The organism is Psychrobacter glacincola, assembly GCF_965118485.1.
GTDB classification, from domain to species: Bacteria; Pseudomonadota; Gammaproteobacteria; order Pseudomonadales; family Moraxellaceae; genus Psychrobacter; species Psychrobacter glacincola_D.
This window is the reverse complement of record NZ_CBCPJH010000011.1, coordinates 38,859-61,436: the sequence shown is the minus strand read 5'-3', so window position 1 is coordinate 61,436 and position 22,578 is coordinate 38,859. Positions and strand designations below refer to the sequence as shown.

The following is a 22,578-nucleotide window of genomic DNA, read 5'->3' as shown; positions in this document are numbered from 1 at the left end:
ACGTTTTTGAGTATCACTACCATGCATAAGGCTCCAACCGTTTATGTACCAACCGAACCAGAAGGCAATGGGCTAACCTTACCCACATTGCTTAGTTTGTTGGCACATGGTCTTGTCATTGGCATCCTTATTTATACCTATCAAAATATGGACGTTGAGACCGCAGGTAGCATTGAAACCACCATGGTATCTCCCGAACAGTTGGCAGAAATGCAAGGGCAAATCCTTGCCAATCGCGCCGCGGCAGCAAGCGCTATGCAAGCGGAAAGTGGCTCAAGCAGTTCAGCTACGCCAACCGAAGCCTTCGATAGCAATCTTCCACCAAATCCCAATCAATCAAATACACAGTCTGTCCCAGTCTTCACTCGCTCTAATGAGTCTTCCAGTGCTCCTATGTTGATGAGTGAAGAGCAACAGCAACGCCTGCTTGAGCAAAACCAAGACTACGAGCGCAGTATGGCTGAGTGGGCATCACAATTAGATGAATCAGTCTTAGAAGAGCATGACCAAATTGAAAAAGAGAAAAGACAGCAGCTCATTGAAGAACAAAAAACCCTTGGCGACTTTCGTAATAAACAAAACAATCCTCCCAAGATTAAACGTCCAACTGCCACCGATCGTAATATAGAAATCAATACGGGCAGCTCAGGTCAAAACCTAAGCTTATCAAGCGATGGTCAATCGAGCCTATCTGGTGATAGCACAACCTCAAGCCCTTCAAAAGGCAGTAGCCGCTCCGCATCAAGCGGTGCTCGCGGTGCCAGCAACAGTGAAATCATCAACCTCATCAAGCGCAATTATAGTCCACCGACCGCAGCAAAAGGCTCAACTCAGCGTACTACTCTCACGATTACGGTCAATGCCAGCGGTAATGTCATTAATGTTACTGCGTCAGGACCTGACGAAGCCGTCAATGAAGCGGCAAAACAAGCGGTTTTGAGTACCGGTAGTTTACCAATCGATGCTGACGACCCGAAATACCCCACCTTTACCGTCCAGTTTAAGGGCAGCAATTAATCAGTTGCTCATGCTTTATATTATTGATAACGTTACCTTAAATAACTTGTACTGTAGAAGGCACTGCCTTATCTTGATGGCGGACTAATAACCTATAAAAATGATACTCATATTGCTTTAGGAGCTTAACTTACTCATGCGCACCCATAAAAAACTACTCATCTCGTTACTTGCTAGCGCCTCAAGCTTGCTGATCGCGCCAAGTGTATTGGCAGCGCCCATCGTTTTAGAGTTAGATTACGATATTCCTGTACAAAAAAGCCAAGTGGCTTTTGTGGCTTTTGCTGGTGATAGTGTGTTATCACCTATTATTTTAAATGACTTGAGCAAAACTGAGCTAAAAATTACCAACCAAAATCTACCGCAGCAGCCGCGCAGTAGTAGCGAGCTGGCAGGGACATTGCCAGTATGGCAAAGTATGGGCATCCCCTATCTTGTGGTAGGCAGCACGCGCAGTAGCCGCGGTAAAGTGGTCACCGACTATGAAGTGATTGAGGTTAAAACAGGACGTGTGATCGAAGGTAAACAAACTTTAACCGCTGATAATAACAAAGACAGCATGCGCTATGCCGCTCACGTTATCGCTGATAAGGTCTATGAATTGATTACTGGGATCCCAGGTGATTTCTCAGGGCGTATTGCTTATATCGAAGAAATTGGCACTGGCAAAGCCAAAGTATCAAGTTTAAAAGTGATGGATGCCGATGGCGAAAATGCTAAAACTATTACTGAAGTTGCAGGCTCTATCTTTGCACCAGCATGGTCACCTGATGGTAACCGTATCGCCTATTCGGTGCAGCGTGACAAATCTTATCCTGTTATCTATGTACAAAGCGTCAGCGGCGGCGGTGCAACGCCATTAACACCTTTTCCTGGTAGTAACTTAAGCCCTTCATTCTCACCAGATGGCAGCAAAATCCTGTTCTCTAGTAGCTTTGAGGGTAGCGCTGATATTTATGAGATGAGTGCTAGCGGCGGTCAACCAAGGCGTTTAACCAACTGGCCAAGCAGTGAAGTACAGCCAAGCTACGCGCCTGACGGCAAATCTTTTGTCTTTGTCTCTGACAAAGCCGGGTTTAACAAGCCGCAGATTTATCGTTATGAGTTTGGTTCTGGGCGCACCACCAAGGTATCCAATAGTGGTTATGCGACCAGCCCGCAGTTTAGTAGCGATGGCACGCAAATTGCCTTTTTAAATGGTCGCTCAGCAGCTGTTATGAATAGTAGCGGTGCGGTCACTGCCAATTTAGGCAATACTGGTATCGATGAAGCACCAAGTTTTTCGCCTAATGGTAAGCGTGTCGTTTATGCCTCAAAGCAAGGCGGTAAAGGTATATTAACTATCAAATCATTAAACGGCGGCGAAGCCTTTGGTAAATCTGGTCAAGGTACTATCCGCTCACCAGTATGGTCATCTAGCCCTAAATAACTCAGCAATCTTTATATCGTAGAATATAAATAAGGCGTGTTCAACGTTTACAAACAACAAAAGCGCTCGATAATAATATCGGGCGCTTTTTATTTCGAAAGAAACAATGAATCGCTTTTTCTCTTAGTAATTAACACTTAAAAGTGATTAGCTAAAAGTAGAAATAACAACCTTACTCATCACTTGGATCGCCAGCTGATGGATTGGCGTGTCTGAGTTTTGCGACGTCTTCAGCTGTGACTGTATCAGTAAAAACATTTAAATCACTGACCACATATTGAGTAACGGCTGCCATCTGTTCATCGTTCATCATGCCATGGAACGATGGCATTCCACGAAAGCCATTAATCAAGATATCAATAATGTAGTATTTCGACTGCATTTTACTATTATTAGCCAGCGGCGGATAATATCCTGCTCCTTTTGCGCCCTGCCCTTCATGCATATGACAGCCCGCACAAGAATCATGATACAGTTTTTTACCATCCGTAGTTACAAAGGCATTTGTGCCTTCAAACTTTGCTTCCCACTCGGTAATACTTGAGTCGTTTTCCATAGTCGGTAGTGAGCTGTCGTCCACGATATTATTCGGAGGGGCTGCGAGCTCCTCACGACTCATATAGACACTGCCCCAACTCCCTGTATTTCGGCTTGCCTGATTGTCAGTCGTTTGTGCATCGTGCTTACTAGCCAAAGTTTCTACACCATCTGCCTGATGGCTACAGCTTAATAATGCCGTACTGCTCATCATAGTCAGCAACATCGTAGTCAGCATTTTGGGTGTCATGTTTTTCATGATTGTTTTCTTCACGATTGGATTGTCCATGATAGCCTCGGAATTTATTATAGTTATCCATATTAACCAAGTGTTTAACCCAGCATTTTCGCTTTTTTGTGTAAACGTTTCGCGGCATCCATGCCAGATAAAATGGCGCCTTCTTGCCATGCAGGAATGTGAGAGCAATGCTCGCCTGCTAGTACAATACGGTTGTCTATACTGCAAAGTGTGTCGTAATACTGACGACGAGTCGATTCATTCCAAATACCATAACAACCAAGTGTCCACGGTATACGGTGCCAAACTACTGACGTACCCGCTTTAAACTCTTTTGGGTACTGTGGATGGATATATTTACCGTAAGCAAGAGAGACGTTGATGCGCTCTTGCGGCGTTAGAGTATTAAACTTATATGAAGTTTCACCAAATCCATACGCGCCTAATAGCACACCCGTCCCTGTTTTAAACATGTTTTGTGAGGGATAGGAAATCTGAGTAATAGGCATATCGGTATAAGTAACACCGCCATAGATCCATTCGTCCTCTTCCCAAAAGCGGCGATTAAACTCTAAGCCCACTTTAAAGGAAGTCTCATAAGGAATTGCTGCCATGGCCTGTTTCATGGGTTTCGAGACATTAATATCTAGTTGCGTTAGTACTGACAGCGGGATGTTACACACGCACCAATCAGCACGGATAGTTTTGGTCGAGCCATCTGGGCTGTTGCTATCGACATAATTAACCGTCACACCGCTTTCATCTTGATGAATCTTAGTGACTTTGGCATTAAACTCAATCATGTCGCGGCATTCACGGGTGAAAGCATCACCGATTTTACCCATACCACCAACAGGCTGAAACATCGTTGGTTGATGGACATAAATATTATGGTTGCTATAAATATCGGACCACATACCAGAATTCAACAGCTCATTCATCGGCAAAACTTTTGAGGGTTTTGCATTGGGCATCAACCCACCCCCTGGAAGCACGCTAAAACCACGATGCCCACTGGTTTCATGACTGGTCCTATAACGATAGTCTTTATCAAGAGCACCCCAACCTTTTAAGCCTTCGAGCAGTTTTTCTTTATCTTCCTTATTAACAGAACGATCAAGACTACCGACGTTCACAGCTTTTGATAGCAGTTCTGATACATGTCCTTGAATATCGTTTTTTACATCGCCCAAGCGCTGAGGGACGCCACCGAAATGGTTGGCACGGTGCAAATATGCTCGATCATTGGTTTGAATAAACGGTTGCATCTCGACGCCGAACTGTTTGCAATAATGGAAGACAGCGTAATGATGACTTGGCAAACGCCACGGTCCACCATTGAAATAATTACCCTCTTCGAAATCACAAGTGACTTCTCCGCCACCAAGCTCGGTATATTTATCACCGCTGTTGAGCGTCCAACTACGACCGCCACCACGGTTTTGAAACTCGAGTACTTTGACATTGTAGCCGGCTTTGCGTAATTCATAAGCAGCAGTCAATCCGCCAAGACCAGCACCTAGTACAATAATGCTAGCGCCGGGAGGTGCGCCCTTAAGGTCCATAGTTTCTTTAAAACTGGATTCTGAAGCAAACCCTAACGTAGTCATTGCTTGATACATTGCGGTTGCGCCCGCTGTTTTACCAATCATGGAGAGCAGTTGACGCCGCGTAGGTGATTGAAGTATGTCTGTCATAATAATGTCCTTAAAGTAGACGTTGGTGCGCGATGGTAGACGCTTATTTTATTAACCTGCTTGGCTTGTATTCTCTATTTAGCCACCAAGCTGTCGCGCTCTACCATACTTGCCCTTAATCCTTGTCTTGTAATAAGCCTCTAAAACGTATTTATAAGAATAATAGTTCGTGGAGCAATGGCGGTTATATTGATTGTAATTAACCGCATAATCGCCAGTAGCGACTAACGACGGCGCTTAGAACGTAATATTGCTCTTATAATAAATACAATGATAATGATAGCTACGATAATGCCTATTATCGCAAGTAAGCCGGCATACTTAATTAAGAAAGGCTTCTCTACCCCTGTTGTGGCTATACGATCGACATCAGCAGCACTAACTTCACTGCTAGTAAGCCCAGCAAAATTAACACGTACGTAGTTAGTAATCCCAGCAATTTGCTCGCTATCAAGCTGATCTGAAAACCCTGGCATAATAGGTGAGGTATTAGTAGCGCCATCTACCCCATGAAGAATCATATTAACCAATGCATCTGGTTTTTCACGGCGAATACTGCTCAGTCCAACGATAGGTGCATAGCGCGCATCAGGCTGACCATAACCATTTACACCATGACAGCTACCACAAGCTGCTAAATATAGAGATTCAGGTGAGTTGCTGCCATTACTAACCCGTTTTTTCGCTTGCTCTAAAGAGTCTTTTTGGGCAATCAAATCATGAGTAATAGACTCATTGATTGGCGACGGTAAGCGCGAAACGTTGACGGCGGCTACCTTATCCTCTGTTTTTACAGCGGGTACCGCTTTTAGATAAGAGGCAATGGCATTTAAGTCCTCATTTTTTAGATAACGAGTACTGTGCGCAACTGCCTCACCCATGGGTCCACCCGCATAAGCACGCTGATCGAGCTCACCGGTACGTAGATAAGTGACAATATCTTGCTCACTCCAGCTACCGATACCGCTTGGCTCATCCGGTGTGATGTTTGGCGCGTGCCAATTTCCAAGCGGCGCACCTGATAAGTACATCTTTTTATCAAAACCCATGGTGCTGTTACGCGGTGTATGACATGTGCCACAGTGTTCTAAATTATTAACGAGATATTCACCACGTTGCTGCGTTTTAGTTAGTCCGTCACGCTTTTCTGACGACGGAATATTAATCGCATTCCAGCCCTTCATCAGAATGCGAAAATTAAAGGGAAACGGTAGTTTCGTTTCGTATTTTGCTGGCTCATCAACTGCAGGTACCGTTTGTAGATAGGCAAATAATGCGTCAATGTCTTCATCAGTCATGCCACTATAGGAAGGATATGGCATTGCAGGATAAAGCATACCCTCGGGGGCACGCCCTTTGCGAAGAACATTCTTTAGATCGTCTTTGGTATAATCACCGATACCATAGCGCTTTGATGGGGTAATATTGGTTGAATAAATATCGCCCATCGGCGTGGCAATCGGTGAATCACCTGTATAATCTTCGCCATGGCAGGCCATACAGTCAGCGGCACGAGCAATATATGCACCGCGGTTAACAAGCTCGCTATTGGCTGGACTTACATTAGGTAAGCTAGCATCGGGAAGGTTAGCACCTTCAGCCATCGCGGCGCTGGAGCTAATACCAATGGCAAGCATCGATAAAATCACAGAAAGTGGCTTCATAATATCCTCATATAGCTGGCACCTAGGGTGTTTTAATGATTGTTAAAACGTAACATTCCATGTTGAGCTAAACTTTTATGACTATCTGCTTTTACCACTCGATTTATAGGGGACTAAAGGAGCTAATAAACCTCTAGTAAAAAACACTGAATATAAATAGTTGCTAAAGAATGTCTACTCACCTCACTAATGTAAAACTATTTCGCCACTATTACTTAAATAGTAACTCATTACCCTCATTTTTTTACAAAATTTAAAGAACATGTTTACTTATACTGCTTATTAGTAATTTACTATATATTTTTATATTATAAATATCTTTAATATAATAAAATCCTTAGAAATCAATCGTTAAGAGAATAAACATCATCTATTTAGGCTTTATAATCATTATGCAGATACAGATAACTATAAAGAATTTCGCCAATTTCCTATTACGATTGCTTTCGAATGTACATAATAGATACATATTCGACTATCAGAATTTATAATTTTTCTAGCACTGTCTTTGCATTACTAGATAAAGAAGCTATTGCGCAACCTCTTAATTTGTTTATGATAGATGCTATTTTCACCTTGCTTACTGCCTTTTGAGATACCACTATGAAGTTGTTATCGCTTACTTATTTATTAACCGTTACCCTATTAATGACTGGTTGCCAATCGTTTCAATTTGTCGATAGCCCCATTCCTGTCAGAAACATACCTATTCCTGCAACAACTGTTTCAGTACAAAATAATGCCCTTTAAAATAAATAAAAAAAAGCAGATATCGGTTTGATATCTGCTTTTTGATGTTTAATAACTAACTATTAATGACTTATAAGCTACTTGTACTAGCTTTCTGAAGAGACTAGCTTATGTTGGGGCTGATGCTTAATAATGGTCTTTGCTAGATGATCACCAAACCAAATTGCTGTATTAATATCCCCTGCGCCTGGTGTTTCTTCAGGTGGACCATCTAGCGACTGGGTCATCAAGCCCAAATTACTTGATAAACGGTTTAAGTCATGTGGCTCATGGCCAGTCGGTCTAAGCGGCAATCCAATCCAGTTCATGCCATGCTGCATGCTATACAAACAAATTTGCTGTAATACGGCAAGCTTATCGCCGCTAAGCCCACCTGAATTGGCAAAGCCTGCTGCCCACTTACCTTGCCACTTAGCGTGATACCAACGCTTCGATGTCGCGTCCATAAAAGTCTTAAAGCCTGCTGTCACGCTACCCATGTACACCGCACTACCAAAAACCAAGAGATCGGCTTGATCTAAAAAATCCCAGTCGACATCATTGACATCAATGGCTCTGGCTTGTGCTTCAGGTAATTGCTGACGAGCGCCTTTCACTATTGCTTCGGCGACACGCTGGGTATGACCATAGTTACTATGGTAAATAACGGCCATTGAAACATTAGACATACTAAGAGAGGCGTCATCATGAGGTGATACGATAGACGGTGTAACAGATGTATTCATATAAACTCTAATAATAACTGTAAATAAAAAATAAGGAAGCAGATTAGGCTTATGATTATTAATGATAGGAAATTATTATGTGACAGTTGCTATTTTAAATAATCATGCTTTAGTTACTATATAGAAGCACTGCGCGTAATAATCAAGGCCATCCGCCCTGTCGCAGGCTGCTGCAAATGAGTCTGACGCCGATAAGAATAGTAACTGCCATCTGCATAACTACAAGGAATAGATGACTGATTGCAAACAACTATTCCTGCTGCTATTAATTGATCTGCCGCAATTTTTGGCAAGTTTATTTTAATTTTATTGGCATTAGCTGGCGCATTATCTGATATCGTATCTGCTGTACTAAGCGCACCTGAGTTGCTAGTAGCTGATGCTATTACATAGCGCTCATCAAAATAACTCAGAGCATCTGTCGCCAAAGAACTATTTTCAATACAACCTGCCAATAACTTATCTCGGACTTGGCTGCCCACTTCATAATTTTCCTGACTGATACAAACACCTATCCATGCCATTATTTGTCCACTATCGCTAAAGCGTTCAGCTGTCGCTTTAATCACGCCACAAGCCAACCCTTGCCAGCCTGCATGAATAGCCGCTATTTGCTCAGTTGCCGGCTGATAAAAAACTATCGGCACACAGTCTGCCGTCATTATCGCAAGCCCAACACTACCCTGATTGCTAACCATTGCATCAGCTGCCATGGGTACCATACTGAGCGCTGTTGCGTCAATATCATGGATATGATTACCATGGACTTGATTGACCCAGTGTAGTGCTTTGACAGGCACGCTATGAATAGGTAGATTTTTCTGCTCGCTCAACTGCTCATTGATAGCAGCAAGCACACGCATTCGATTGTCTAATACTGCGCTTGCATGATCATTTACATGCAAGCCTAAATTCAGCTCACCATAACTTGCCTGATGCTGCTTTTGATAAAGGAGCTGATTGCTTTCACATCCACCTTTATCAACATCTACATATTCGGACGCACAAAAAGCGGCTGTTTGAAATACAGCTATATCATCAAGCTCTACCAACAATGTCATGGGAAGCGTATTTTTCATAGCGGATTTACCGTTTTAATGAAACGTCTTTGTAGCGTTTATTTATCAGCGCTTATTCTTCGTCATAGCCATCACTCAATACTGCCATTAGCTGCTGCATATCTTCAGGCATTGGCGTAGTGACTTCAATATCTTCACCAGTCGTTGGATGAACAAAACCCAATGTATAAGCATGGAGTGCTTGACGTGGGAAGTTGTTAATCGCTTGACGCTGCGCTTCTGTTAGACCTGCACGTAGTTGACGACGACCGCCGTAGACTCTATCACCAACGATCGGATAGGTAATATGACTTAAATGTACACGAATCTGATGCGTACGCCCTGTCTCAAGCCCAATATCAAGCAAACAATAGTTACCATTAAGTGCAGTTACATTCAATAAATGAGTCACAGCTTCGCGTCCTGCCGTCATCACTGTCATTTTGGTACGCTGATTACGATGGCGTCCGATTGGGGCGTCAATACGGCGATGACGAGATAGACTCGCTGCATCCCCTGCGACCACACATTGATAATGACGATAAACTGATTTGTCTTTTAACTGCTCCATTAGGGCAAGCTGTGCGGGCTTGGTTTTGCCAATCAGCAATAGCCCTGAAGTATCTTTATCAATACGATGTACTAATCCCGCCCGCGGCAAATGGTGCTGTTGCGGATAGTGATATAGCAATGCATTGACCAAAGTGCCGGTTTGGTTGCCAGCACCCGGATGTACCACCATGCCGACTGGTTTGTTAATGACCAATACGTCATCATCTTCATAAACCACATCAATGGCGATATTTTCTGGCTGATCTTCACTATGCTGCTCTAAAGTCGTCGTTAAATGCAGCACGTCACCAGCTTTAACTCGAATTTTCGGCTTTTGGGCGCTACCGTTATAAAGCAGGCTACCATCAGTGATCCAGCCTTGTAACTGCACACGTGAAAAATCAGTAAATATTTTTGATGCTATCTTATCAATACGCAAACCAGCTTCGTCTTCTACAACCGTATGCGTCATATCAATCAAAACAGGCACAGCTTGCCCTGCAACCGAGACCTCATCATCGCCATGCTCGTCTTCATCATCAAGCAGTTCATCGTCTAACAAATCATCGGACACATGCTCGTCGTCCATGTGCTCGTCAAATTGCTCATTGGCAGTTAATAATTCATTGGGTATCGTTGATTCTGGCACAGGTGAACCTTGGGTTGATGAGTCTGTCATTAATGAATCTTCAGTAGATTGATTGGCGGATAAGTTGGTAGTCATAGCATTATGTATTCATAGCAGATTTATATATGGCAAAGCCTCTGGCGGTTTTTAGACGGAGGACTTCATAAGAAAACCGGGCGGCATTTTTTGACCATGAAAATAGTCATACTCAAAAAATGCTCATAATATCGTCTTAGTGTAACATGCTGAGCGTTTAAGCCCTATAGAAGCCGTCTGTTATCTGGCAATTTATAGTAGTCATTAACTCTCTAAAATATAACATGGCTGTAATTTACTGTATATTTGTCGCTATCGGCACGTTTGGATGTCGCCCGCAATAATTGCTCATGCTAAACTAGCGAGCGCAAAGCTTCATCTGATAAAATAAGCAAATGATGCAGCTCAGCACAAAATAGATAACTAAAAAATGGACGCAGCAGTGGTTATTCTATAAAGTAGGCCATGTTTTGCTGTATGCTATTGCACTGTATGATAAGTAGAATGCTTGCTATAGAAGCATTGTATTTAATACACGGCTTATTGCAAAACGATTTATTTATACAGCCATTTGTTATAACAACAACAAGTATGCTCAGTGATTGGCATGCAAAATGACATACCTTTATCGATGCCTTTAGCATCGTTTTAATCATCAATTTACTAAATAGTATGATAGCCTCACTGCTATTATACGTCTTGTGTCGGAGAAGAAGCATGCAAGCTGTTGGCAATACGTTTATCAAGCTGTCCTCAATCACCTTACTTGCCGTAAGTGTCAACTTAGTGGGTTGTCAAACCTTTAAAAATCTAACCGGCGGTAAAGATGTGGATACGGTTGCTACTGCTGAGAAATCAGAGCTAGCGTACTATAATGACGCCATTGCTCAGATTGACAAAGGGCGCTATACCCAAGCGGTTGAAGATTTGACCAACTTGCGTACCTTTTACCCAACTGGGCAGTATGCAGAGCAAGCATTGCTCGATATGATGTATGCACAGTATGCAAGTGGTAAATATGAGAACGCCGCTGCCAGTGCTGAGCAGTTCATTCGCCTATACCCGTCTAACCCACAGGTCAGCTATGCTTACTATGTGCGCGGCGTTGCCAATATGCAAGGCTCATCTGAAGGTATAAAACTGCTTAAGCTTAATCAAGCAGAACGCGATACTGCTTATTACCGTATTGCTTTTGCTAATTTCCAAGAGCTTCTAAACAAATATCCAAACAGCCCCTATGCTCCTGATGCCGCTCAGCGCATGACCTTTATTTATAATCAGTTTGCTGAAAGTGAAATGAGTGCGGCTAACTGGTATATCGAGCGTGAAGCTTATGTCGCGGCTGTCAACCGTGCAAAATGGGTCTTCCAATACTATCCGCTAAGCGAATCTGTGCCAGATGCGATTGCCGTCCTTACTTATAGTCATGAAAAACTGGGTCTTAATGATTTGGCAAAAGAGTATAAAACGCTATTGCAAATTAACTACCCAAACATGCTAACTGCTGATGGACGCGTGAAGCTCAACACCAAGCGTGAGCGTACCTTGTTTAATAAATTGACCTTTGGGCAGTTGAGCCGTTTTAATAAAGACACTTCAGTTGCGACAGGCGATTATAACGGTGCTACCAAAACTCAGGTTATTAATAATGCCAATCAATTAAGATTGCCAAGCGATAATGCTGCTGCCAATACAACGGCGCCAAGCAATACTTCTCCGCTACGTCTGACTGAGGAAAATCGCCGTGTACGCTTAGGTGCGGTTGAAGCAGATAGCGTTGATATGACCGATAGCAATTAATCGTATTCTGCTATAATAAATTAAGAGCGTTTATGCGCTTTTAATCGATAGCGCTGTCATGGCGATAGACGTCACTAAAAATAAGGTCAACGACATAGTTGGCCTTATTTTTTCTGTTTTGTTTTGCCTTATTTTGAGCTTCAACAATATTACACCTATGGTAAACTATTTTTCGCATGAGTATCCCAAATCACATTCTTGAGCAATTAAATAGCCAAGCTGACTTAATCAGTATCATTGGGCGTCATACCACGCTTAAACGTGCGGGCAGTGAATATAAAGGCTGCTGCCCTTTTCATGGTGAAAAGTCGCCATCTTTTTATGTCAACCCACAAAAAAATATCTACCACTGCTTTGGCTGTAGTGTCGGTGGTAATGCCATCAGTTTTTTACGTGATTATGAAAATCTCACCTTTATCGAAGCGGTCAATGAGCTGTCAAAGCAGACAGGTATTGAAGTGCCAAAAGAAGAGCAGCAAAACGTCAGCTATCAGCGTAGTAAAAAGCAGCCAACGGTCAAGCCGATAATAGCGACAACTCAAACACCAAAAAAACATTCAAACGCTGAGCAAGTAGCTGCAGATACGCCATCAGGTCATGTGCAACCGCATTATAAAGATAGTAATTATAATAATAGCAATAGCTATGAAAACTACCCGCCACTAGAGTCCTATGACTCTATACCTTATATGGCGGATGATTACGGTTCAGATGCTTATAATACAGAGTATCAAGCTGATAATGGCTATCCGCCTTCGTGGCTGATAGCCAGCGGTGACAACACACCAGTGCACGATATGAGCGGTAATGCGGATAAGGACGGCAACCTCTATGAGCTGCTAGAGCAGATACAACAGTTTTATCAGCACAATCTCACCATTCACCCTCATGCTAAGCATTACTTTTTATCACGTGGCATCACAGAAGATATTTTTGAGACCTTTGGTCTCGGTTACGCTCCCTTTGGTTGGCAACATCTTGAGCACCAGTTTCCGCAAGACATCGAAGGTCTAAAAGCACTGGGTTTAGTACGCAAATCAGAATCTGGACGCGATTATGATTTGCTTCGTGATCGGGTTATTTTCCCCATTCGTGATAATCAAGGTCGCACGATTGGCTTCGGTGGTCGGGCGCTTGACGATGAGGTAAAGCCCAAATATATCAACTCCTCTGACTCGCCCGTTTTCCATAAGCAGCACGTGCTGTACGGCTATTACGAATCACGCCAAAAACGCGCAAATGACTGGCTAGTAGTCGAAGGCTATATGGATGTCATCGCCCTTTATCAAGCGGGTATCTATGGTGCTATTGCGTCGATGGGTACAGCGATTAATGAAAGCCAAATTTCTCGACTTTTAACTTTAAATCCAACGCTGACATTGAGCTTTGATGGTGATAGTGCTGGACAAAAAGCCGCGTGGCGCACCCTTGAATTGGCTTTGCCCGTACTGGCTGATGACAAAGAATTGCGCTTTTTGACCCTGCCAAACAATCATGACCCTGATACCTTTATCAAAAGTAATGGCGCGGATGCGATGCGTGAGCAAATCGCGAATGCCATGCCGTTATCACAGTATATTTTTGCCTATTTAAGTGAGCGTTATGATTTAACCTTGGTAGAAGGTAAAGCCAAGCTCATGTCGCAAGTTCGCGCCTTGACTACTGCATTACCTAAAGGTAGTAGTTTTCGTTATCTACTCAACAATGATATCTATCAAAAGCTTGGCGGCAAACGCAATCAGAACAAAGATGCTAAAGATGCGCTGTTAGATTTTGATGGTGAGATGACCATCAGCCAGCAGCTACAACTGTGCTTTGTGTTTCAGCCCCGCGCCTTAATTGATGATCCTATCGAATCTATCTGGCAACAGGCAGGTATTAATGAGTTGCATTTGCCCGCTCATCTTAAGCAAAGAGCCTCTGTTGATATAATGCGTCCGCTTGCTTGGGAAGATATGCAGGACGGAGCTCTACTTGATGTCGTCAGCACTATCAAGCGCTGTCTTAATCATTTGCCAAAAGATGCCAATGCCGCGGCACACTTTATCTTATCTAATGTTAAGCCTTTGACTCAAGAAACACTTAGCCGTGATTGGGGCAGCTTTTATAAAGCCTTGACCAGTCGTAATATCTTGAGCCTTGATGGTTTAGTAGAAGAGTTGGTCAGCCAACTGATTGAACGTCATATAAGAAAGAAGATACAAGATTTGATTAAAAATCCTGACAATATTAAACTGGCAATTGTTCGCAAACAGTCCCAGTTATTAAATGACTGGCTACGTGCGCAGCAAGCAGAACAATCAGCTCAGATGGCAACGGTCAAATCTTAATATGCTCATTGGATTTTATTTATAAAACAGCTGCCCTTTAAAAGTGTGATGGCCATCCCCACTATTAATGATTATGCACTGTTGTCTAAGCCGACCTTAAAAGAATGTTAAACATTCAACTGATGGTAAAAAACAGTCGGTAGATATCACTAGCTCGTGCTTGATTACCATGGTCTGTGTTAAACTATGTCGCTAACTATTTATAGCATGGCTCAATGCATGAGATGCACGACAAAAAATGACCAGACGATCGCATTTTGAGCATGATTTTAACTAGCATTTCTGAGAAATTATTTTAAATAAGGTATTTTTTAAGCAGCATTTTTTAGGTAATACTATTTTGAAGTCTTTTGAGCGCGACCAATTTCCAGCAGTTTTGTAGCATTGTAATTGTAGTATTTTAGCCTTTATTCATATCCACTCATTTTTGATATTATTGACACCCTTTACGCCCTATTTTGATCAATCGATTGATAAGATCAACGCACTCAGCAAGCGATAGCGAGTCACAATATAAAAATGTCCGATGCAAGTAAGCGAGTATTTATGAACGATAAGTCAGTTTCTAAGTCCACATCTCAACTGGCCACCTTAATCCAAATGGGTAAAGAGCAAGGGTATTTAACCTATGCTGAGGTGAATGACCAACTGCCCGACTCTATTACCGAAAGCGATCAGATCGAAGATATTGTACAAATGCTAACCGACGTTGGTATCAAAATCTTTGAATCTGCGCCCGATGCCGATGACATCTTGATGAACGATGAGTCAAGTGATGATGAGTCGGCAGCCGATGAGGCAGCCGCGGTATTAGCAGCGGTTGAAACCGATCCAGGTCGCACTACTGACCCTGTGCGTATGTATATGCGTGAAATGGGTACAGTCGATTTGCTGACCCGCGAAGGCGAGATTGCCATTGCTAAGCGTATCGAAGAAGGTATTCGTGACGTGCAGCATGCTATGTCTTACTGGCCGGGTACGGTACAATTTGTCCTTGATGAGTATCAAAAAGTACAAGATGGCGAGAAAAAACTTTCTGACGTCATTACCGGTTTCTTAGATCCTGAAACCGAAGCAGACAAAATCGCCGCGCAAGAAGCCAAAGAAGCGGCAAAAGAAGAGCGTGAGCGTATTAAAGAAGAGAAAGAAAACCCGCCTGTCATCAAAGCAAAAGTCAAAGCAAAAGACGGTCTTGATGATGACGACGAGGACGAAGAAGAAGTTGAAGAGGACGCTGAAGAAGAAACTACTGGTATTGATCCAGAAGAAGTACGCTTACGTCTAGAAGAGATTGAGCATTTATTTATCAAAGCCAAACAAGCATTGCTTGATTATGGTCGTGGTAGCGCACAAGCCAATGAAGCTTATGAGCAGCTTGCCAGCCGCTTTATGATGCTAAAGCTTAACAATCGTCTATCTGACCAAGTCATGGCAATTATGCACGACGTCTATGATGACGTGCGTAAGCAAGAGCGTCAAATCATGCGTTTGGTGATTCGCCGTGGTCGTATGCCGCGTGAAGAGTTTCGTAAGACTTTTCCAAGTAATGAGACCAACGTTGATTGGTTGATTGAGCGCATTAAAGGTAAGCCTGCTTTTGCTGCGACCTTAGAGAAAGTCACCGATGATGTGATTCTTTTACAACGTGCTATCCGTGATTACGAGCATAGGCTCGAGATGGAAATCCACGATATGAAAGATGTGGCGCGCCGTATGGCTATTGGTGAAGCCAAAGCCCGCCGTGCCAAAAAAGAGATGGTTGAAGCTAACTTACGTCTCGTTATCTCTATTGCCAAAAAATATACCAACCGTGGTCTACAGTTCTTGGATTTGATTCAAGAAGGTAACATTGGCTTGATGAAAGCGGTCGATAAATTTGAATATCGCCGTGGTTATAAGTTCTCAACTTATGCCACATGGTGGATTCGTCAGGCGATTACCCGCTCTATCGCTGACCAAGCACGTACTATCCGTATTCCTGTGCATATGATTGAGACGATTAATAAAATCAACCGTGTCTCTCGTCAGTTATTACAAGAGATGGGACGCGAGCCGACGCCAGAAGAGTTAGGCGAACGCTTAGAGATGGACGAAGCCAAAGTCCGTAAAGTGCTAAAAATCGCTAAAGAGCCTATCTCGATGGAGACGCCAATCGGTGATGATGAAGACTCACACCTAGGTGACTTCATTGAAGATGGGACAATTTCAAGTCCTGTTGACGATGCGACGGCAGCTGGTCTGCGTGAAGCCACTCGTGATGTACTAGGTAACTTGACTGAACGTGAAGCACGTGTGCTTAAAATGCGTTTTGGTATCGATATGCCAACCGACCATACCTTGGAAGAAGTTGGTAAACAGTTCGATGTAACACGTGAGCGTATTCGTCAGATTGAAGCCAAAGCTTTGCGTAAATTACGTCATCCATCACGTTCTGAGCACTTGCGTTCATTCCTTGAAAATGACTAATTTTTAGCGTATAGACTGAATATATGAACTTTTAAAAAATAAAAAAAGCTGAGAGTACTCAGCTTTTTTTGTGTCTGTAAACTATACTTCTATAACTATCTTTATTTCCGTCTATTTGCTAGTCGCTTGCTAATGGTGGCTGAGTTCGTCTATGATAGAGTTCGATTGGCAACCTATCGCCTCTCATATTTATTCAGCAGAAATATTTACTGCTAAGAATACAAATAAACCTTGTCGGGGTGCTTTGATTTTATATTTTATTGACTGACTGTATTGCGTCTATTGAAATTTAACATCCTAGCTGAGAGTTACCCGCGAACCTGATGCAGTTAGCACTGACGTAGGAAACAAGCGTGGCATACAACACCCTTCTTAAGATTATGTGGTCAAGCAAACCTTGCGCATTTATTTATTTAAACGCGTAAGGTTTTTTTGTGCCTGCTCACTTATTGTTTTCTACCCTTTGCTTACTCGCCTTTTAAATAAGTAAGTGAAACTATGAATTATCAAACGCTACGTCATAACTGTCCAACATGGAACGACTATATTCAGCATGACTTTGTCAAACAGCTAGCAGCAGGTACCCTCGCAGCTGACAGCTTTCGCCACTATCTCGTACAAGATTATTTATATCTGATTCACTATACCCGCGTGATGGCATTGAGCGTGTATAAAAGCGACACGCTAGCTCAAATGCGCGTGGGTCAAGCAGGTATCAACGCCATGCTCGATATGGAAATCGGTATGTACTTGGATTTCTGTCTTGACTGGAATATACCACTTGAGCAAGTAGAAAGCGCTCCTGAATCTGCCGTAACTATCGCTTATAGCCGCTATATATTAGACGCCGCAATGTCAGGCTCGCTGGCAGAGCTATATGCGGCGATTGCCCCTTGCTTGATGGGCTATGGTGAAATTGGTCAGCGTATCAAAGAACAAGGATTTATCGCAGACAATCCGTATCAGCCATGGATTGATGTGTTTTCTAGCGATGCATTTCAAGCGATTACCGCGCAGAATGAAGCACAAATCAACGAGCTATTAGCACAAGCCAGCCCTACTCAAGCAGATAAATTCCAACGCTTATTTAATACCGCCGCACGTATGGAAGTTAATTTTTGGCAGCAAGCATTGGATTTGTCTTAGCACCTACTCTTTAGTAAACATGTTTATAGAACATCTTTCTTATAAGCAGTATTTAAATTTACCGATTTTTCAATATAGTCGATTCAATTTAAAAACAATAAAGTGTTACTGCTATAAATTTTTCGCAGCCTCTGTCACGCCTGCGAACAGCAAGCAAGAAAAAATTATAGCAGCGACGCATTAATGTGAATAAATATTTTTATGTAGAGCAAACTATACAACAACGAACGTACTCAAGGAGAGACACCATGGCAGCATTCGATGAACACGCCAGCGCATATGACAGCTGGTTCTTTGACAACCAAAACTTACTGAGCAGCGAGCTAAAATTGGTCGCGCATTTTCTGGACACAGAAAGCCAGATACTGTCTATTGGCTGTGGTAGTGGACTGTTTGAATCACTTTTAGCAAAGGATTACGATATTCATATCAAGCATGGTATTGAACCATCAAAAGACATGGCGGCAATCGCCGAAAAACGCGGTATGCAAGTCGATATCAGTCCTGCTGAAACCTGTGAGATTGAAGCTGATAAGTTTCATATCATCTTATTTAATGGTAGTGTTAGTTATATCAGTGATTTAGATGTTTGTATAAAAAAAGCATTTGACGCTCTGAAAACTGGCGGTAAACTGATTCTTATCGATGTGCCAAAAGAGAGTGGCTTTGCCAGCTTATACAATCTAGCCAGCTCATTAGATACTTGGGAGCATCCATTGCTTGAGCATATCTCCCCTGCCGACCCTTATCCTATCGAGCTGGTTAAATCCGCAAATTGGCGCACCTCCGATGAAAAGATTGCGCTGATGAAAGACAACGGCTTTGTCGATTTTGTATATGCGCAAACCTTATTGACCCATCCTATGTATGCCAATGATAAGGTACAAGAAGTCATCGAAGGCTATGACCGCGGTGATTATGTGGCAATTTGCGGTTATAAAAAGTGAGTAAGTTATTGTTTATATTGATGATTTTCCATCTCTGTCATTAGTATGGCAGAGTGTATTGAAGGCTGCACTTGCCTCCTTCAAAACCTATCAACATCTAAACGATTAATATCTATCATTAGCCGACGCCATTTAAAAAACCGTGCTAGTGCCTTAACAACCCATTTGCATAGCACTTGAATAATCAAATAGCTGCCACTATAAATAGTGAATACCAAGACTATTCTTATAAAAGCGAGACAAATCTATGAGTGATGCTGCAAAAGATACGGCTAATCAAAATTCTAGCAATCGGAACAATAGCCAAAATAAGAACCAATCAGAGCAAACGACTAAACAAGAGGTCAATATAGCCGAATTGGAGAACAGTACCGATAACTTAAAAGTCAAAAAGACCGACATTCAAAATCCTGAATTGTGGGATTTTCCGATGGATTACCCGATGAGTATCATCGGTCATGAAGGTGAGCATGAGAGCTTACTGAATGAAGTCAAACTTATTTTGGGCAGCCAGTTTCCTGATTTTGACTTAGCGTCGATGCAAGTCAAACCTTCAAAAACAGGACGCTTTCATTCGATACGGGTGAGCTTGTATTTAACGACTGCTGAGCAAGTGAATACCCTTTACGCATCATTAGACACCGCTAAAACCGTACGCCTTGTGATGTAACTCATCGTAAGGTTAGTGATATCTTGATGGTATCTATCCAGCCTTACCATTATGAGTGCAAATTCACTCAAGATAGTCCAAATCGTCACTCTTATGGGTGGCGATTTTTTGTTGTCTAGGGTACAATCATCCCCCGAAATATACCTAACACCATAGCGCTGATTTGTGATTAATCGACCAAACTATAAAAAATAAATTCATGTGATTTTTTACAAAACTTTTATTATTTTTGCTATTACTGTCTAAGCCTTACCCCATCGTCCTTTGCCCATCTTTGGACACGCTTCACCCTCTCAGCAACATAGTTTGACCCTAAAATCAATATAGCATTTTCAAAATTTTCCCGCTATATTGTGCCCATCTACTAACAAAAACGCTATATGTAGTGCTCAGTGATTTTATTCATCACCATGAGCAGCGGCATCTTTTTGCCTAAAAAAACACTCTGCCGTGACAGAATGTTATAGCGTGATAAAGAATGACTACCAGCTATATAACCGTGCAGCATCACTATAAATCATTAAATAATCACCAAGCAATCAACTTACGAGGTCAGCATGACACATATCGATAAAATCCAAGTAACCAAACGTGATGGACGTTTAGAGCCTATCGAGTTAGATAAAATTCACAAGGTTATCGAGTGGGCAGCTCACGGTTTAGATAATGTGTCGGTGTCACAAGTGGAGCTAAAGTCGCACATTCAGTTTTATGAAGGTATCAAAACTCGTGATATTCACGAAACCATCATTAAATCTGCCGCTGATCTTATTTCTGAAACCACGCCTGATTATCAGTATTTAGCCGCGCGCTTGGCGATCTTCCATTTGCGTAAGATTGCTTATAATAAATTCACCCCGCCGCACCTGTATGATCATGTTAAAAAACTGACTGATGCGGGTAAATATGACGCGCATATCCTAGCCGATTATAGCCGTGCGGAATTTGATGAATTAGAAGAGTACCTTGACCATTGGCGCGATATGAATCTTGCCTATGCTGCTGTAGAGCAAATGGCGGGTAAATATCTGGTACAAGACCGTGTCAGCAAGACCGTATTCGAGAGCCCGCAGTTCTTATATATGCTCGTTGGTATGTGTCTGTTTGCCAGCTATGACAAGTCAGAACGTCTCGACTATGTGAAGCGCTTTTATGATGCGACCTCAGAATTCAAAATCTCTCTACCTACGCCTATTATGTCAGGCGTACGTACACCATCACGTCAGTTCAGCTCATGCGTCTTGATTGAATGCGGTGACAACCTAGATTCTATCAATGCCACCACCAGCGCCATCGTCCGTTATGTGTCACAGCGTGCTGGTATCGGCATCAATGCCGGTCGTATCCGCGCCCTTGGTAGCCCTATTCGCGGCGGTGAAGCGCAACATACTGGCTGTGTACCGTTTTATAAACTCTTCCAAACGGCAGTCAAATGCTGCTCACAAGGCGGCGTCCGTGGCGGTGCCGCGACGTTATTTTACCCATTATGGCATTTAGAAGTTGAGTCGTTATTGGTTCTGAAAAACAATCGCGGCGTCGAAGACAACCGTGTCCGTCATATGGATTATGGTGTCCAGTTAAATAAAACCATGTACACGCGTCTAATTAAAGGGCAAGATATTAGCTTGTTCTCACCTTCTGATGTCCCAGGCTTATACGACGCTTTCTTCGAAGATCAAGACAAGTTTGAAGAGCTATATACTAAATACGAGAACGACCCAAGCATTCGCAGCCGTCAAATCCCAGCGACAGAATTGTTTAGCCTAATGATGCAAGAGCGTGCTAGCACCGGTCGTATTTATATCCAAAACGTCGATCATTGCAATACTCATAGTCCGTTTGACCCAAGCGTTGCGCCGATTCGTCAATCAAACCTCTGTATGGAAATTGCGCTACCGACTAAGCCACTTGATAATATCAATGACGAAGCAGGCGAGATTGCCCTTTGTACGCTATCAGCGGTCAACTTAGGTAAAGTTGAGCACGTCAGCGATATCGAAGAGCCAGCGGAACTTATCGTCCGTGCGCTTGATGCCCTGCTCGATTATCAAGACTATCCAGTCAAAGCCGCTGAAAACGGTAGTATGCGTCGCCGTACCTTAGGTGTTGGCGTGATTAACTATGCATATTACCTTGCGAAAAATGGTGTCCGCTATTCAGACGATAGTGCGCTTGGTCTAACGCATCAAACCTTTGAAGCGTTGCAATTTTATCTCTTGAAAGCCTCAAATAAATTGGCAAAAGAGCAAGGCGCGTGTCCAGCATTCAATGAAACCACCTACTCGCAAGGTATCTTGCCGATTGATACGTATAAGAAAGATTTGGATAAGATTTGCCAAGAGCCGCTACATCTCGATTGGGAAACGCTACGTACTGAAATCACCACTCACGGTCTGCGCAACTCTACCCTAACTGCTTTGATGCCGTCTGAGACCTCTAGTCAGATTGCCAATGCGACCAACGGTATCGAGCCACCACGCGGTCTGGTGTCTATCAAAGCGTCAAAGGACGGCATCTTAAAGCAAGTCGTGCCTGAGATTGATAAGCTAAAAAATCAGTATGAGCTACTATGGCAAATGCCGAACAATGACGGTTACATAAAGCTGGTCGCTATCATGCAGAAGTTCGTCGATCAAAGTATCTCTGCCAATACCAACTACGATCCTGTTCGTTATGAAGGTGGTCGTGTACCAATGAAGATATTGCTAAAAGATCTGCTAAACGCGTATAAGCTGGGCGTGAAGACGTTGTATTATCACAATACACGTGATGGTGCGAACGATGCCCAAGCGGATATGGAAGATGATTGTGCTGGCGGGGCTTGTAAGATTTAAGCTATTGATGGATGGCGGGTTTGGCTTTTGGGTTAAGCTCGTTATCCACCACTG

The 22,578-nt window shown here is 42.8% G+C and carries 15 protein-coding genes and 1 riboswitch; of the genes, 9 read left to right on the top strand and 6 right to left on the bottom strand.

Annotated elements, in window-relative coordinates:
- Positions 1-21 precede the first annotated feature (21 nt).
- Together ACMHKH_RS05970 and ACMHKH_RS05965 are read left to right on the top strand one after the other, a co-directional pair.
- Complete coding sequence (locus ACMHKH_RS05970; RefSeq protein WP_413519728.1) at positions 22-1,017, top strand: TonB C-terminal domain-containing protein; 996 nt, start codon at positions 22-24, stop codon at positions 1,015-1,017.
- 136 nt (positions 1,018-1,153) lie between these two features.
- Positions 1,154-2,446, top strand: coding sequence for a translocation protein TolB (locus ACMHKH_RS05965; RefSeq protein ID WP_413519727.1), 1,293 nt, complete (start codon positions 1,154-1,156; stop codon positions 2,444-2,446).
- Positions 2,447-2,618: 172 nt separating this feature from the next.
- Here ACMHKH_RS05965 and ACMHKH_RS05960 read toward each other — a convergent pair whose 3' ends face one another.
- From ACMHKH_RS05960 to ACMHKH_RS05935, 6 genes are all read right to left on the bottom strand, one after another.
- A complete protein-coding gene (locus ACMHKH_RS05960) occupies positions 2,619-3,272 on the bottom strand; it encodes a c-type cytochrome (RefSeq protein ID WP_413519726.1) in 654 nt (217 codons plus the stop codon).
- A 44-nt stretch (positions 3,273-3,316) separates the two neighbouring features.
- Positions 3,317-4,918: a flavin monoamine oxidase family protein gene (locus tag ACMHKH_RS05955; protein WP_413519725.1), complete on the bottom strand. Its 1,602-nt coding sequence runs from the start codon at positions 4,916-4,918 to the stop codon at positions 3,317-3,319.
- A 224-nt stretch (positions 4,919-5,142) separates the two neighbouring features.
- Entirely contained in the window at positions 5,143-6,582 is a 1,440-nt protein-coding gene (locus ACMHKH_RS05950) for a cytochrome c (RefSeq protein WP_413519724.1), read from the bottom strand.
- Between the two features lie 836 nt (positions 6,583-7,418).
- Positions 7,419-8,057: a flavodoxin family protein gene (locus ACMHKH_RS05945; RefSeq protein ID WP_413519723.1), complete on the bottom strand. Its 639-nt coding sequence runs from the start codon at positions 8,055-8,057 to the stop codon at positions 7,419-7,421.
- Positions 8,058-8,173: 116 nt separating this feature from the next.
- Entirely contained in the window at positions 8,174-9,136 is a 963-nt protein-coding gene (locus ACMHKH_RS05940; protein ID WP_413519722.1) for a polyphenol oxidase family protein, read from the bottom strand.
- A gap of 52 nt (positions 9,137-9,188) precedes the next feature.
- Positions 9,189-10,391, bottom strand: coding sequence for an RluA family pseudouridine synthase (locus tag ACMHKH_RS05935; protein ID WP_413519721.1), 1,203 nt, complete (start codon positions 10,389-10,391; stop codon positions 9,189-9,191).
- Between the two features lie 657 nt (positions 10,392-11,048).
- Here ACMHKH_RS05935 and ACMHKH_RS05930 point away from each other — a divergent pair.
- From ACMHKH_RS05930 to nrdA, 7 genes are all read left to right on the top strand, one after another.
- Entirely contained in the window at positions 11,049-12,131 is a 1,083-nt protein-coding gene (locus tag ACMHKH_RS05930) for an outer membrane protein assembly factor BamD (protein ID WP_413519720.1), read from the top strand.
- 176 nt (positions 12,132-12,307) lie between these two features.
- Positions 12,308-14,461, top strand: a complete 2,154-nt coding sequence (locus ACMHKH_RS05925) for a DNA primase (protein WP_413519719.1) — start codon at positions 12,308-12,310, stop codon at positions 14,459-14,461.
- 546 nt (positions 14,462-15,007) lie between these two features.
- Complete coding sequence (gene rpoD / locus ACMHKH_RS05920; RefSeq protein ID WP_413519718.1) at positions 15,008-16,927, top strand: RNA polymerase sigma factor RpoD; 1,920 nt, start codon at positions 15,008-15,010, stop codon at positions 16,925-16,927.
- 225 nt (positions 16,928-17,152) lie between these two features.
- A riboswitch (TPP riboswitch) is annotated at positions 17,153-17,291 on the top strand.
- Positions 17,292-17,425: 134 nt separating this feature from the next.
- Positions 17,426-18,073 (top strand): thiaminase II, encoded by a 648-nt coding sequence (gene tenA, locus ACMHKH_RS05915; protein WP_413519717.1) that lies wholly within the window; start codon positions 17,426-17,428, stop codon positions 18,071-18,073.
- 248 nt (positions 18,074-18,321) lie between these two features.
- Positions 18,322-19,020, top strand: a complete 699-nt coding sequence (locus ACMHKH_RS05910) for a class I SAM-dependent DNA methyltransferase (protein WP_413519716.1) — start codon at positions 18,322-18,324, stop codon at positions 19,018-19,020.
- A gap of 349 nt (positions 19,021-19,369) precedes the next feature.
- A complete protein-coding gene (locus ACMHKH_RS05905; protein ID WP_413519767.1) occupies positions 19,370-19,690 on the top strand; it encodes a YbeD family protein in 321 nt (106 codons plus the stop codon).
- A gap of 557 nt (positions 19,691-20,247) precedes the next feature.
- The gene (gene nrdA, locus ACMHKH_RS05900) at positions 20,248-22,524 is read left to right on the top strand and encodes a class 1a ribonucleoside-diphosphate reductase subunit alpha (RefSeq protein WP_413519715.1); all 2,277 of its coding nucleotides are present in this window, start codon (positions 20,248-20,250) and stop codon (positions 22,522-22,524) included.
- Positions 22,525-22,578: the final 54 nt, after the last annotated feature.